The sequence below is a fragment of the Streptomyces sp. NPDC054932 genome (assembly GCF_053610205.1).
Genome location: NZ_JBSGXU010000017.1, coordinates 16043 through 30517, shown reverse-complemented (window position 1 = coordinate 30517; position 14475 = coordinate 16043). Strand labels below are relative to the sequence as shown.

The window sequence follows — 14475 nt, the reverse complement described above, 5'->3', positions numbered from 1 at the left end:
CAGTTCTTCGCCCGGTGGCTGGTGGCTGGTGGCTGGTGGCCACCCGCCGCTGGTTCGAGTCCGGTTCGGGGCGCCTCACCTCACCTCGGGCGCGGCGGCGCGTACAGCTGTGTGCACCGCCCGGGCCAGGCGCGCGCCCCACAGCGAGCGGGGGCCGGCGAAGGCGTGGACCTCCTGACCGGGGCGGGGGGACCGCGCGGCGACGCACACGGCGTCGGTGGGAGTGCCGGAGCAGTCGTATCCGCCGTCGAGCAGCGCCTGCACCTTGGCTTCGGTGGCGGTGGCCACCGCGTTGACCAGTGCCGCGTCGCTCAATGCCACCGGCAGGGCGACCACGATGTTGATCGTGCCCGGCTGAGGTGCGGCGGTGGTGCTCTCGGCCGGGGAAGCGGCCACCCCCGTACTCCCAGGCCCGCGGTGGCGACCGCCTCCACCCCGCCGTCCTGGGCGTGTCCGTACGCCCGGACGTCGGCGGCCGTCATCAGCCCGACGCCCGGCCCGTGGGCGTCGGCGTCATCGGCCAGGTCGGCGAGGTGCCGGTCCGGGTCGGTGCGCCGGTAGCCATGGCCGACCTGGGCGTTGAGGATCCACGCGGCGGCGGCCCCGGGCCGGAGCACCATGGTGGGACGTGCCCGAAAAGTGCGACCCATGGGGTTGTGCGCATGCCCCGTTCCGTCGCCGGATGGACGCCCGTGGGGCGGCGCCGTGCGCGGAGGCAGGCGCGCCGCCCTTCATGTCCGACCGGCCTCCGCTTCGGTCGCCTTGTCGGCCACGGCGGAGCGCCGTGCCAGGGCGCCGGCGCGGGCGGCGGCGAGCGTGATCCTTACGGCCTGTTCGGCGGTGCCCTCCTCGACCGGATCGGAGCTGACCAGCAGCCGGAAGTAGATCGGGGCGGCCAGCGTTTTGATCAGCTCGACCGGATCGGTGTCGGCCGGGAGTTCGCCCCGCTCGATGGCGCGCGCGATCACGGGCTCGGCCCGCCGGAACCGGTCGGCGAAGATCCGCCGCTTCGCCTCGGCGACCTCCGGCAGCCTGCCGGCGTCGGAGAACATCGCGGTCTGCACCGCCCTGCCCACCGGGCCGGTCATGCTCTGCACGAGCGCCCGCGCGAGGGCTTGCAGGTCGGTCTCGACGGCGCCGGTGTCCGGAGTGGGGATGTCGGTGGCGAAGTGCTCGGCCAGCGCGTCAACGACCAGGCTCTCGCGGTCCTTCCAGCGCCGGTAGAGCGTCGTCTTGTGCACCCCGGCCCGCTGCGCCACGCCCTCTACGGTCAGCTCCGCATAGCCCCGGTCGAGCAATTCGGCGAGCGTGGCGGCGCGCACCGCCGCCTGCGCCTTGCGGCCGCGCCCGACCGGACGGGCAGTTTCGGAGGAATCCGACTCCATTGCAACTCCCAGTTGCGTTAGGGGTAATCTGCGTGTCAGGATCCAGCGTATCGCAACTCGAAGTTGCATTGAGCGGGCTCCTCCCCGGCCGGGTGCCGGACGCCCTCAACCCAGGAGAAGGCAGGCCATGCCCAACGCCTCCCGTACGTGGACCCCCGACTCGATTCCCGACCAGTCCGGCCGCCTGGCGCTGGTGACCGGAGCCAACAGCGGCATCGGCCAGGTCACGGCGCAGACGCTCGCCCGCCGGGGCGCCCATGTCGTGCTGGCCTGCCGCAGCCCCCAGCGGGGGCCGGCCGCCCTGGACCGGCTGCTGGCCCACGCGCCCGGCGCCCGGGCCGAGGTGCGCCTCCTCGACCTGGCCGACCTTGCCTCCGTACGGGCCTTCGCCGACGGCTGGGACCACGGCCGGCTCGATCTGCTGGTCAACAACGCCGGCGTGGCGATGGTGCCCTTCGCCCGGACCACCGACGGCTTCGAGTCGCAGTTCGGGATCAACCACTTGGGCACCTTCGCCCTGACCGGGCTGATGCTGCCCCATCTCCTCGCCGCGCCAGATCCGCGGGTGGTCACCGTCAGCAGCGAAGGCCAGCGGTTCGCCCGCTTCGACCTGCACAACCTTGACGCCGAACGCCGCTATCAGGCGATGTTCACCTACCTGCAGTCCAAGCGCGCCAACCTCTACTTCGCCACCGAACTGCAACGCCGCGCCGACGCCGCCGGCCTGAGGCTGCGCAGCACGGCCGTCGCCCCCGGCCTCACCCGCAGCAACGTTCTCACCGGCGGCGCCAACGGCAACCGCGGTCGACTCCATGGAGCCTTGACCCGGCTGCTGCTCCGCGTCGCCTTCCGCCCCACCCCCGAAGGCGCCAAGACCTCCCTGTACGCCGCGACCGTGCCGGACCTGCCGGGCGGAGCGTATGTCGTGCCCGACGGGCCGCTGCAGCTACGCGGCGAGCCCGTCCTGCGCACCGGGGAGCGCGCCCTCCGTGACACCGACACCGCCCGCCTGCTGTGGGAGCTGTCCGAGAAGCTCACGGGCGTCCCTTTCCTCGCGCCCCATGGGCGACAGCCTGTCCTGTGAGGGCAAGGGCAAGGGCAAGGGCAAGGGCAAGGGCAAGGGCAAGGGCGAGGGCGATGTCCGATGTCCGATGTCCGGTCTCGAGTCGTCACCGCCCGGCGCGACCGCCCCGGAGGGCATTCCCGGTTGTTGACTGTTGCACTGCTGCTGGCGATGACGGTCACGGCGACCGCGATGGAATGCCGCTCCAGCCGACACCGGAGCATACGGGCCCCGAGATCATTGGCCCCTGCGTAGCCGGAGACGGCCACGGCCCCGACGACCGGCTGCAGGTCACGCTCTTCCACAAGCTGACCGAGGTACCTGGCTCCGAGGCCAAGAACCTCGTGCTGCAGGCGCGGGATGCATGTGCACCGAGTCCTCGGCCACTTCGATCGGATCTACGAGGCCTTGCAGGTCCGGCCGCGCGCTGATGCGGCCCGGGCATGGCCTCGCCACGGTCCGGGGCAAGTCCGGGACCTCGGTCCGTCACAGATTGACCGAGTCGTTGCCGGAGGACGAGACGGAAAGGGCCCTGGCACGCGCGGCCGTACCTCCCGAGGGAGGACCGGGGTGTGCAGCCCTGCCGACGCGGCGCGGCGCCCGCCCCTGTTGGCCCGCCACGCCTGAGTGGGCGAAGCCCGTCAGGGCGGTGAGCACTTCCTCTTCGCCGTCTGACCGTGCATCACGATCGCCGAGCACGGCTTGGAGCGGTCACCACCAAAAGGCTCCCGCAGCCCCGGGACGCGAGTCGCTCCGGGCGGTGTCATGCTGAGGAAGGGCACGGAGGCTGTGACACCGGCGAGCACACGCCTGGAGGAGCCTTGACGCATCTAGCTCGGATCCCGCTGGGAGACGGGGGCACCCTCCTGGTCGAGGCTGCGGCTGCGCAGGCCGGGCCGGTCAAGGCGGGGCGCGTCAGCGACGCCATTCATGACCTGCCGGGGAGTTTGCAAGAGGCATTGGAGCCGGTCACCGCAGCCGCGCGTGCCACGCTCGATCAATTGCGCAGGGCCGGCCCGGACGCGATCACCGTCGAGTTCGGTGTCGACCTCGCGGTCGAGGCGGGAGCCGTGATCACCAAGAGCAGCGCCAACTGTCACTTGAAGGTGACCATGATGTGGACAAAGAACAGTCCCGGCCGTCCTGGTGCGGACAAGCCCTGAAGAGCTGACACGATGGACGTCATCTCTGCCGTCGCCCAGATCCTCGGACCGGACGATCAGGTGGCCGGAGCCGGGTTCCTGGTCGCCGAGGACATTCTCGTCACCTGCGCACACGTCGTACGCGCTGCCGGAGCGGGGCCCGGTGAGGGAGTGCAGCTGGCTTTCCCGCACGTGGAAGGTGCACGGCGGGTCGAGGGACTCGTCCTGGAAGAGCCGTGGCGGGACCCCGAGGACGAAGACGTGGCGATCGTACGTCTGAGCGCACACTCCTTGGACCTGACGGCGTTGCCGTTGGGCTCCGCCGACGGCTCTCGGGGCCACCCGGTGCGATCGTTCGGGTTCCCGGCCCAGGCCGCGCCCGGCGGACACTTCGGCTACGGCGAGGCCGGCGACCTGCTCCCCGCGACCGAGGGCAGGGGCAGCCACCTCCAGCTGACCGCCTCCAACGACCTGACCACCGGTTTCAGCGGTGGGCCGGTTGTGGACGAGGTGACCGGTCTGGTGGTCGGCATGCTCACCGAGATCACTGCTCCCGACGACCACGAGAGAGGGCAGGGGATCGCGTATGCCACGCCCGTACAGGTACTGCGGGAGATCTGGCCCGAACTGGCCGTACGGGACGTGTGTCCGTACCGGGGTCTGGAGCCCTTCACCGCGGACCACGCGAACTGGTTCGAGGGCCGGAAGGACGCGGTGAGCCAAGTGCTGGCCAACTTGGCCGAGCAGCAGCGGGTCACGCTGCTGCTCGGGCCCTCGGGCTCGGGCAAGTCGTCGCTGGTCCAGGCCGGTGTGGTGCCGGCGCTGGCGGCGGGCAGGCTGGCGGGCAGCGACACGTGGCTGCCCGTGGTTGCCCGGCCCCGCCAGGACCTGCTGGCCGAAATCGAGCGTGCCGGGCTACCCGGGGCGGTGAGCGACGGAATCGTCGCAGCGGTCACTCGCCGACTCGCCGCCGAACCTGCTTGTCAGCGAGTCGTCCTGATCATCGACCAGTTCGAAGAGCTCCTCACCCAGACCTCCGCAGGCCAGGAGCAGGAACGGCGACTGGCTGCCACGGACCAGATCACCAAGGCCGTGAGATCGCACGCCCAACTCGACGTGATTCTGATCATGCGTGACGACTTCTACCCCCAACAGGCCGCCCTGGCACCCAAGCTGCTGGAAGCCGCCATGCCGGGACTCCTCAACATTCCCGGCACCCTGAGCGAGGACGACCTGCACGACATCATCGCCCTGCCCGCCCTGAACGCGGGTGCCCACCTCGAGCAGGGGCTGCCCGAGCGGATCATCAGAGACGTTCTGGCCACCACCCCGGAGGGGGCCATTGCCCGCCGGGCGCCTGTCACGGTGCTGCCGCTGCTGGAACTGGCACTCAGCCAGCTTTGGCACAGGCGCGACGAAGGACACCTCACCCACGATGCCTATCAGCGCATCGGCGGAGTCACCGGAAGCCTGACCACCTGGTGCGATACCGCACTCAACCAGCTGTCCCCCGATCACCAACCCATCGCACAGCGCATTCTGACCTCGCTGGTGCGCTCCGCCGACCCCGTCCACAACATCCCCGCGATTCGCGAGCAGGTTCCCCTGCAAGAACTGCGTGAGCTGGCAACCGACGTCAGTGCGGAGGCCGACAGCGGCGAGGACGTCGACCATGTCCTCGCCCACCTCACGCGCCACCGCATCATCACCACCCACACCCCCCTCGTCTCTCTGGTCCGCAACACTCCTCCCGCACCACCGGTGGCCGAACTGATCCATGATGCTCTCATCCGCGACTGGGGCACCCTGCGGGAATGGGTGGGTCAGGACCACCGCTTCCAGGAGTGGCTCGACCACACCCGAGCACGCCGAGCCCGATGGGCCGAAGGGAACCACCCCGGAGACCTTCTCGGGGGAACAGCGCTTGCGGAAGGCCTCGAATGGTCGCAGCAGCGTCGACTGCCGGCCGACATCGATGCCTTCCTCAAGTCCAGCAAGCAACGCCAACAGGCCGTCATACGGCGCAGCAGACGCCTCAATGCCGTCCTGGCCTCCTTGCTCGTCCTCGCACTCGTCGCGGCGGGAGGGGCCCTCTGGCAGTGGCAGACGGTCAACGCCGAGCGGCAGGAGGCCATTTCCCGTGAACTCGCCAACCAGTCCGGCACGCTCATTGACTCCAAACCCGATCTCGCCGCGCTCCTGGCAGTCCAGGCCTTCCGTACGAGCCACACGCCAGAATCTGTCGAGAGCCTGGAAAATGCGGCAGACCTCCCGCTGCAGCGGCCTTTGACCGACCACACCGACTCCGTACGGACGGTGGCGTTCAGCCCCGACGGACGCACCCTGGCCACCGGTGGCGCTGACGAGTCCGTGCGGCTGTGGGACGTGGCCACGGACAAGTCCCGCGCCATCCTGACCGGCCACACGGATTGGGTGAACGCGGTGGCGTTCAGTCCGGACGGGCGCACGCTCGCGACCGGTAGCGGCGATCGCACCGTACGGCTGTGGGACGCGGCCACGGGCAAGATCCGCACCACCCTGACCGGCCATACCGGGCCGGTGCCCTCGGTGGCGTTCAGTCCGGACGGGCGCACGCTCGCCACGGCCTGCGGAGACACCGCCGTGCGGTTGTGGGATGTACGCACCGGCAAGCTCCGCACGGCCCTGACCGGCCTTGGAGATGAGGTGTACCGGGTGGCGTTCAGTCCGGACGGGCGCACGCTCGCCACGGCCGGCGGTGACACCGCTGTGAGGTTGTGGGATGTACGCTCCGGCAAGCCCCGCGCCACCTTGACCGGGCATACGGGAATGGTGTATGCGGTGGCGTTCAGCCCCGACGGGCGCACCCTTGCCACCGGAAGCTACGACAACACCGCACGGTTGTGGGTCGTGACCACCGGTAAGTCCCGTGCCACCTTGGACTACCACAGCGACGCAGTGAATGCGTTGGGGTTCAGCCCAGACGGATCCACCCTCGCCACTGGTGGTGAGGACAACACGGTGGTGTTGTGGGATGTGGCCACGGGAACGGTCCACACTGCGCTGAACGGCCATACCGGGCCTCTGTATGGGGTGGCGTTCAGCCCTGATGGGCGCACCCTCGCGACCAGCAGCGCCGACAAGACCGTGCGGTTGTGGGTCGTGAGCACCGGCAAGTCCCGCACCACCCTGACCGGCCACACCCAACGGGTGAATGCGGTGGGGTTCAGCCCCGACGGACGCACCCTGGCCACCGGTAGCGGCGACGGTACCGTGCGACTGTGGGACGCGCGTACGGGCAAGGCCCGCACCATTCTCACCGGCCACACGGATTGGGTGAATGCGGTGGCGTTCAGTCCGGACGGACGCACCCTGGCCACCGGTAGCGGCGACGGTACCGTGCGACTGTGGGACGTGCGCACGGGCAAGGCCCTCACCTCCCTGACGCAGGACAGTACAGAGTCAACGGCGTTGGTGGCATCGGTGGCATCGGTGGCTTTCAGTCACGACGGTCGCACGCTCGCCGCCGGAAACGGGGACAACGCCGTGTGGCTGTGGGACGTGCGCGCGGGCAAGGCCCGCAGCTCCCTGACGCAGGACAGCACGGTGCCAACGGCGAGGGTGACATCGGTGGCATTCAGTCCCGATGGACGCACCCTCGCCACTGGCGACACGGACAACACCGTGTGGTTGTGGGACGTGCGCACGGGCAAGGCTCGCACCGTTCTCACCGGCCACACGGATTGGGTGAATGCGGTGGCGTTCAGTCCGGACGGGCGCACGCTCGCCAGCGGCAGTGCCGACCGCACTGTGTGGCTGTGGGATGTGGCCGCCGGAACAAGCCGCACCACTCTGACCGGCCATACCGGACCGGTGTACGCGATAGCGTTCAGCCCCGATGGACGCACGCTCGCCACCGGGAGCGAAGACAACACCCTGCGACTCTGGAACGTGGCCACTGGCAAGACCCGCTCGACCATGCCCCAGACCGACTACGTCTGGGCGGTGGCGTTCAGTCCCGATGGACACACCCTTGCCACCGGCAGCGAAGACAATACTGCGCGGTTGTGGGACGCTGACCCATTGCCCCCGGAGGCAGCGATCGAAAAGATCTGCCAGGGCATCGAGCGCGATCTCACTGATCAGGAACGATCCGCCTACCTGAAGGGCCAATCAGTGGGCCAAGTGTGTCCCACCATCTGAAGACCCCTCGAACGGCGAGAGGGTCGCGCAAGGTCACCCTGCGAGTCTCCGTCGGCGCCCCCTCCGCACGGGCCCTCGACGTGCCCAGCACGGCTTCGCAGCGTTCTTCGCACGGTGGGCCTCGAGGGGAGGTCACGGCACCGTCCACCACGGGCGCGGGGGAGCAGTGACCACCATGGCCCGCCCCGGTTTTGTAGCGCCCCGGTTTGCCGTCGGCGACAGCTGCCGGGGCCGGGTCGCAGTGAGCTTGCGCGCCGCTCCTCCGCGACACCCGTGCGGCCTATCACCTCACAGATGCCCCCGGCCGACGCCTGTTGATGCCGGGGCAGGTGCGGGCGTCGTGGTACGGGATATCAGGACCCAAATCGGGCCGTGATCGCGAAAGGCGCCGCCTGTGTCTCAGGAGCAACGAAAGCGGCGGCAAAGGCTGCGGCTGCCCGTGAAGGCGGCCCTGCCCGGCCGTCACCCGCAGGAGGACAAGGCGCCCGTCACCGACCGGGTGGTCTTCGGTGTGACGGCTGTACTGACCCTGGGCTTCGTGATCTGGGGTGCCACCGCCACCAGCTCGCTGGAGAGCGTCTCCGACACGATGCTGGACGGCCTGATGCACAACGGCGGCTGGGCGTTCGTCCTGGCCGCCTCGGGGTTCGTCGTCTTCGCGCTCTGGCTCGCCATCGACCGGTACGGACGGATCGAGCTGGGCCAGGAGCACGAGAAGCCGGAGTTCAGCACCGTCTCCTGGGTCGCCATGATGTTCAGCGCCGGCATGGGCATCGGCCTGATGTTCTACGGCGTCAGCGAACCCCTCGCGCACTTCACCACTCCGCCGCCGGGTACCGACCCCGCCGACCCGGCGGACGCCATGCAGACGGCGCTCGCCACCACGCTTTCCACTGGACGCTGCATCCGTGGGCCATCTACGCGGTGGTCGGCCTGGCCGTCGCGTACAGCACCTTCCGGCGCCGCAGGCGGCAGACGATCAGCGCCGTCTTCGTCCCGCTCCTGGGGAAGGAGCGCGCCGAGGGCGTCCCCGGCCGGGTGATCGACATCCTGGCGATCTTCGCCACGCTGTTCGGCTCCGCCACGTCCCTGGGACTGGGAGCGCTCCAGATCGGCAGCGGCATGCACGAGCTGGGCTGGCTGAGCAAGGCCGGGACGGGACTGCTCGTCGCCATCATCGCCGTGCTGACCGTCTGCTTCGTCTTCTCCGCCGTCTCCGGTGTGGAGAAGGGCATCCAGTGGCTCTCCAACATCAACATGGTGCTGGCCGTCATCCTCGCGGCATTCGTCTTCATCGTCGGTCCCACCATCCTGGTCCTCGACCTGATCCCCACCTCCCTCGCCGCGTACTTCGACGAGCTGCCCCAGCTGATCGGCCGCACCGAGGCATCCACCGGCGGCGGCGAGGTCGCCGACTGGCTGAGCAGCTGGACGGTCTTCTACTGGGCCTGGTGGATCTCCTGGACGCCGTTCGTCGGCATGTTCATCGCCCGCATCAGCCGCGGCCGCACGATCCGTCAGTTCGTCGGCGGCGTCATCCTGGTGCCCAGCACCGTGAGCCTCGTCTGGTTCGCCATTTTCGGCGGTACGGCCATGCACCTGCAGGAGCAGGGAAAGCTCGGCGACGCGACCACGCCCGAGGCGCAGCTCTTCGGTGTCCTCCAGGAGTTCCCGATCGCCGGCGTGATGAGCCTGCTCGTGATGGTCCTGGTCGGCATCTTCTTCGTCTCCGGCGCCGACGCGGCGTCGATCGTGATGGGCACCCTCTCGCAGAAGGGCACCTTCGAACCCGCCCGGATCATCGTCGTCTTCTGGGGCGTGGTGACCGGTGGCGTGGCGGCCGTGATGCTGCTCGTGGGCGAGGGCAAGGGCGACGCCCTCGCGGGCCTGCAACACCTGACGATCCTCGTCGCGGCCCCGTTCGTCCTGGTGATGATCGGCATGTGCTGGGCGCTCCTGCGGGACCTGCGCCGGGACCCGCTGATCGTCCGCGGCGAACTCGCGGAAGAGGCGATGGAGGAAGCCGTGATCGCGGGGCACGAGAAGTACGCGGGGGAGTTCGAGATCCGTATCGGCCCGGCGAAGGACGAGACGCCCGGGGGAACGAAGGGGGACCACGACCGCAAAGACCCGGGCGCCCCGCCCTCGGCCTCCTGACCCCAGCGCCGCGGCAAGTGACCCGTCCGGCTGACCACGCCGTCCGTCCTCCGGGGAACTGCGGGTTCCCCTGCCCACCGAACAGGGAGGGGGCTGTGCGGCGCTGCGGTCCGTCGCCGTCCGTAGCAGCTGCGGATGGCCGCTCGAGTGACACAATGGGACTCGTGACCAAATCGCATGCGTGGGCGAACCCGTCGTGCCGGGACGACAAGTCCTACCTCTCCCTGTGGTCCAAGGACTCGATCCTGTCGATCGGGTCGGTGGGTTCGGTGTTGTCGATCGGCTCGGTCGGCTCGGTGCTGTCGGTCGGCTCGGTGGGCTCCGCGCTCTCCGCCGCATCCATCGGGTCCTCCCTCTCGCTGATCTCCGCCGGCTCCTGGCTCAGCACGGGGTCGCTGCTGTCCGCACGGTCCCGCTGGTCGGTGCTCTCCTGGCGCTCTCGCGACGGATTCATGACGGCGGGGATCGTCGCCGTGGCCACCGCCGCCCTCGCCCTGCACGCCACGCAGCGCCGCGGCCGGGCCGGTGTCGCCGTCGGCAGGGCGGTCTGCTGACCTGCAGTGGCGAAGTTCGGTCAATTGCAGGGGAGTTGGGCTCGTGACCTTTCGCCGCGCGCTGGCTCGTACCCGCGTGAAGACGGCGCCCATCAGGGGACGCCGTCACCGCGCCCGAAGGCTTCGCCGCGGGCCACCACGGCCGACGGCACGGTCTCGTCAGGATCCTGATCACCGTCAGAGCCTGGACGGTGTGCGGTGCTGCGGGCCCAGCCCCAGCCGTCACCATCCGCCGTTTCCGGCGGCCGTCTTGGGAGCACGGGCGATCACCCCGAGTGACCTCGTCGGATCCCCACTGCGTGAGTGCTTCATCGAGCTTGGTGGTGAGGAACTCCTTCCGGGCGGCGAACGTGTCCTTGCCCTCACTGTGCTGGCCGTTGGTCACGTCCAGTACCGCTGCCAGAAGTCGCTGACCGCGAGCTCCGCATGGGTTGCCATCCGGGAGGAGGCGACGGCGGCGGCAAAGGCCGGTCGGCCCTCCGCCCGGGCGGGGAGGGTGAGCAGGCTTGAGCCGGCCTCCAGCGCAGCTGTGCAGCGGACACCGCCGTGTACGGGCCGTCAGCCAGCGGTCTGGTTGACGAGGGCCGCCTGGACCACGGCTTCGACACGATCGCGCTGCTTCACGCGATCGGTGGCCAGGGCGCCGGGCCGCAGGGTGTAGACCGTGCGGCGGTGCTGTTCGGTGCTTGCGAAGACGCCGCTGGTCCAGCCGCTCATGGAGCCCGTCTTCCCCCAGATCTTGGTTCCGTCGAGTTCGATTCCCATCAGTCCACCCGCGCTGAAGCAGGCCGTCGGCAGGGGACAGCTGGTGTTCTCCGGGGCGCTGGGCACCGCGGGGACTTCGAAGAGGTGGCGTTGCTGGGCGGCGGGCAGCAGTCGTCCGTCCAGCAGGGCGCGCCAGAACGTGTCGAGGTCGGCCGCGGTGGACGTCAGGCCGCCCTCCGCCCAGGCCCGGGCGATCGCCGGGTCCTGGGAAAGCCCGGTGTCGTGCAGGGCCAGCGGGCGCAGGATCCTCCGGTCGAGCTCACGGGTGTACGGGCGGCCGGTGACCTGTTCCACGAGCAGCCCGGCGACGAAGCTGTTCAGCCCGTTGTACTGCTGGACGGTTCCGGGGGCCGGGACGCGGCCGGGGCGGGCCGCATCATCCGCTGCGAAGGAGGCGGTGACCATGGCGTGCGGGTCGAGCGGGCCCTGGGCGGGGCGGGGCAGATCGCTGGTGTGGTCCAGGAGCTGTCGTACCGTCACGCCGTCATAGGCGGCGGGGATGAGTGCGGGAAGGTGGGGGCGGACGGGTTCGTCCATGCCGAGTCGGCGCTCGGCGACCAGCTGGAGCACCACGGCGTCGGTGAAGACCTTGGTGACGCTGCCCACGGGGAAGCGCGCATCCGCCTCCACCGCCCCGGCCGTCCCGGTGTACGGGAGGCGCATGCCTCGGCCTGCCACCCGAACCAGCGCCGCGTCCGTCACCGGGTCGGGAAGGCCGGCCAGCAGCGCTCTCACCGCGGTCGTGTCGCGCGGGCCGACGGAGGCGGTCGGCCGGGGCGCGGCGGTGGCCGCGGGGACTGCGATCAGACCGGTGGTGAGGGCAGCCAGGGCCATCCCGGTGACGGTGACGGTGAGGCGGCGGCCGGCGGAAGAAGGAGGGGTCATCGATGGCTCCTGGGAAGAAGGTTCCTGCTCGGATCAGCGCGGCTTGCGCTGGATCAACCCTCGCCCCGCACTCCCTGGTGATCATCGGAGATCACCCTGAACCGTCCCCGGTACGCACCCCCATGCCCCTCAGGGTGCAAGGGGCGGCGCGGTCCCCGCACCATGGCCACCACGATGCCCGGCATCGGCAGACCGTGCGGCTGCCCCGGACGTCCCGACGGCACCGCCGCTGACCATGAGGTTTGCCCTGCTTACTGTCCCCGGATTCCTTGCCGCCGCTGCGCTGCGTGGCTCACCCTGGCCACGCCGCTACGGGCCAGGTGAAGGGGAAGACAGTGCCGCAGAAGAACCGTGAGCGCCGGGAGTCGGACGTGTCCGGGCCCGGCCCGAGCGCTGCGAGGACGCGCCGGGCCGACCTCAGCGCTGCCCTCACGGCCGCCGTGGGCGGCAGTGGCCCCCTCCCGCCGGACACCGTCCTGCGCCTGCAACGGACCGTGGGCAACGCCGCCGTGGCCCGGATGCTCGCCGAGCGGGCCCGGCACGCCGCCTCCGAGGGCGCAGCGGCGCCCGCCGCCCAGGATGCGGTCGTGCAGCGTTCCGCGGTGCACCAGGTGCTGCGGTCGCCGGGGCGGCCCCTCGACCGGTCCCTGCGCCAGGAGATGGAAGCCCGGCTGGGCGCGGACTTCTCCAACGTACGTCTGCACAACGACAGCACCGCCCAGCGCTCCGCCGCCGAGATCGGCGCCAGCGCCTACACCTCGGGGCACCACATCGTCGCGGGCACGCCCAGCCTCGACCAGCACACCCTGGCCCACGAGCTGACGCACGTCATCCAGCAGCGCCGAGGGGCCGTCGCGGGCACGGACAACGGTGCGGGCCTGTCCGTCTCCCACCCGGACGACCGCTTCGAACGGGAGGCGGAGGCGAACGCCACACGGGTCATGTCCGCCCCGCGGCCCGTCGAGGCGGGCTTCCCCGCCGACGCCGGGGCGTCGCACGAAGGGCACGCGCATACGCGTACACATACGGATACGCACACGCACGAGCACCCCCGTACGTCCGCCGTCCAGCGCCGCACCGCCACCCCCCTCGCCGAGCAACTCGGCGCAGCCGAGGTCGCGGACGACGTGAGGAAGGAGATCGAGACGTACGACGGCCTGAAGGACTCCCAGCTCACCCTTCAGCAGAGGACTCTGGAGACGATCCAGCAGCTGCTGCCGGCCGGCGCGGGCCCGGTCCGTGAGCTCGTGAGCAAGGAACTCGCCCACGTCGGAGCAGAGCTGGACTTCCTCCGGCAGGCCTCGACGACGGACGAAGGACCGTACGAGCTCATGACCCGCCAGGGCCTGCTCTGGTCGGAGGAGAGCTTCCCGATGAACACGGGCGCCGTCGGCAAGACGGGCAAGGCGTACTTCGACGAGCTCTCCACGCTGAACCTCGAAGGGCTGCAGAAGGAGAACGCGGAGCTCGCCGACCCGTGGTACGAATCGATGCGCGGGGACCTGGAGCAGACCCTGCGCCGCTTCGTGGTGCGGCACTACACGCCGAAGGAGCGGGTGGAGTCGATGATCGGCGAAGGGATGAAGTCGAAGGCGAGGATCGAGGCCGACTCCGGCGGCGAGCACAACACCCAGCCCTACGACGACCACGTGCTGGCCAACACGGGCTTCGTCTTCTTCTACCTGGAGGCGCCCGGGGACGGCTTCCGCGAATCGCGGTTCGGCAACGCCCGGATCACCCTCGGGCTGGAGGAGTCCGGTCTGCTCTCCAAGGGCTGGGTGATGCTCACCGACTTCTACACCCGGGACTTCCCGCACCTGATGGTCAAGCGGACCGACCCCACCGACGTCACCTCGTTCACCAAGAGCAAGCGCGAGTTCCTGAAGGACAAGCCCGAGTTCAAGGACCAGCTGCGTACCTTCAAACGCGACTCCGGCGTCGTTCCGGAAACCTCCGAACGCGCCGCGGAGATGAGCATGGAACGCCGGACCCAGCTGGCCCACGCCCGGCAGCAGGTGCAGGACGAGCGCAATGCCAGGCAGGAGTACCGCAGGGGCCCGAACCGCGCCGAACGCCCGGAGCTGCTCCAGCAGAACGTGCTGGTCGGTGGGGACATCGTCCCCGGTCTGGTCGAGAGGGCCCTGGCTGAGGTGGCCCGCATCAGCGAGGTCGATCCCAAGACCGGGGAGTTCCTGCGCGCCAAGAACGCCGAGGGGCTGTTGCGGTTCGTGCTCAAGGACGTCATCCGCCCGCAGGCCATGGTGCCGAACTCCGTACGCATCGCGGAGGAGCACGTCCAGTACAAGAACTGACCCACGCGGGCCCGGCCGCTGCCCGAGGCG

Annotated in this window: 8 protein-coding genes and 2 pseudogenes; 7 read left to right on the top strand and 3 right to left on the bottom strand. The window is 70.1% G+C overall.

The window, feature by feature from the left end:
• Positions 1–75 precede the first annotated feature (75 nt).
• Positions 76–650: pseudogene (locus tag ACWGE1_RS07360) on the bottom strand (adenosylcobinamide amidohydrolase).
• A gap of 81 nt (positions 651–731) precedes the next feature.
• Positions 732–1385 carry a TetR/AcrR family transcriptional regulator gene (locus tag ACWGE1_RS07355; RefSeq protein WP_453419585.1) on the bottom strand — a complete coding sequence of 218 codons (654 nt, stop codon included), beginning with the start codon at positions 1383–1385 and terminating at the stop codon, positions 732–734.
• A gap of 127 nt (positions 1386–1512) precedes the next feature.
• On the opposite strand from ACWGE1_RS07355, the gene ACWGE1_RS07350 reads away from it, so the two are divergent.
• From ACWGE1_RS07350 to ACWGE1_RS07325, 6 genes and pseudogenes are all read left to right on the top strand, one after another.
• Positions 1513–2469: an oxidoreductase gene (locus ACWGE1_RS07350; protein ID WP_453419584.1), complete on the top strand. Its 957-nt coding sequence runs from the start codon at positions 1513–1515 to the stop codon at positions 2467–2469.
• Entirely contained in the window at positions 2447–2599 is a 153-nt protein-coding gene (locus ACWGE1_RS07345) for a hypothetical protein (RefSeq protein WP_453419583.1), read from the top strand. The genes ACWGE1_RS07350 and ACWGE1_RS07345 overlap by 23 nt, the downstream gene beginning before the upstream one ends.
• Before the next feature lie 670 nt (positions 2600–3269).
• Entirely contained in the window at positions 3270–3611 is a 342-nt protein-coding gene (locus ACWGE1_RS07340; RefSeq protein WP_453419582.1) for a CU044_2847 family protein, read from the top strand.
• Positions 3612–3623: 12 nt separating this feature from the next.
• Positions 3624–7772, top strand: a complete 4149-nt coding sequence (locus tag ACWGE1_RS07335) for an nSTAND1 domain-containing NTPase (protein ID WP_453419581.1) — start codon at positions 3624–3626, stop codon at positions 7770–7772.
• Between the two features lie 433 nt (positions 7773–8205).
• A pseudogene (locus ACWGE1_RS07330) lies at positions 8206–9929 on the top strand (BCCT family transporter).
• Positions 9930–10093: 164 nt separating this feature from the next.
• Positions 10094–10483, top strand: a complete 390-nt coding sequence (locus ACWGE1_RS07325) for a hypothetical protein (RefSeq protein WP_453419580.1) — start codon at positions 10094–10096, stop codon at positions 10481–10483.
• Between the two features lie 558 nt (positions 10484–11041).
• Here the strand turns inward: ACWGE1_RS07325 and ACWGE1_RS07320 are convergent.
• The gene (locus tag ACWGE1_RS07320) at positions 11042–12133 is read right to left on the bottom strand and encodes a serine hydrolase domain-containing protein (RefSeq protein WP_453419579.1); all 1092 of its coding nucleotides are present in this window, start codon (positions 12131–12133) and stop codon (positions 11042–11044) included.
• 335 nt (positions 12134–12468) lie between these two features.
• Here ACWGE1_RS07320 and ACWGE1_RS07315 point away from each other — a divergent pair, with 335 nt between their 5' ends.
• Positions 12469–14445 carry an eCIS core domain-containing protein gene (locus ACWGE1_RS07315; protein ID WP_453419578.1) on the top strand — a complete coding sequence of 659 codons (1977 nt, stop codon included), beginning with the start codon at positions 12469–12471 and terminating at the stop codon, positions 14443–14445.
• Positions 14446–14475 lie beyond the last annotated feature (30 nt).

Coding starts and splice junctions, on each gene's coding strand:
- ACWGE1_RS07335 (WP_453419581.1), top strand. CDS start 3,624: ATGGACGTCATCTCTGCCGTCGCCCAGATCCTCGGACCGGACGATCAG.
- ACWGE1_RS07355 (WP_453419585.1), bottom strand. CDS start 1,385: ATGGAGTCGGATTCCTCCGAAACTGCCCGTCCGGTCGGGCGCGGCCGC.
- ACWGE1_RS07320 (WP_453419579.1), bottom strand. CDS start 12,133: ATGACCCCTCCTTCTTCCGCCGGCCGCCGCCTCACCGTCACCGTCACC.
- ACWGE1_RS07345 (WP_453419583.1), top strand. CDS start 2,447: ATGGGCGACAGCCTGTCCTGTGAGGGCAAGGGCAAGGGCAAGGGCAAG.
- ACWGE1_RS07350 (WP_453419584.1), top strand. CDS start 1,513: ATGCCCAACGCCTCCCGTACGTGGACCCCCGACTCGATTCCCGACCAG.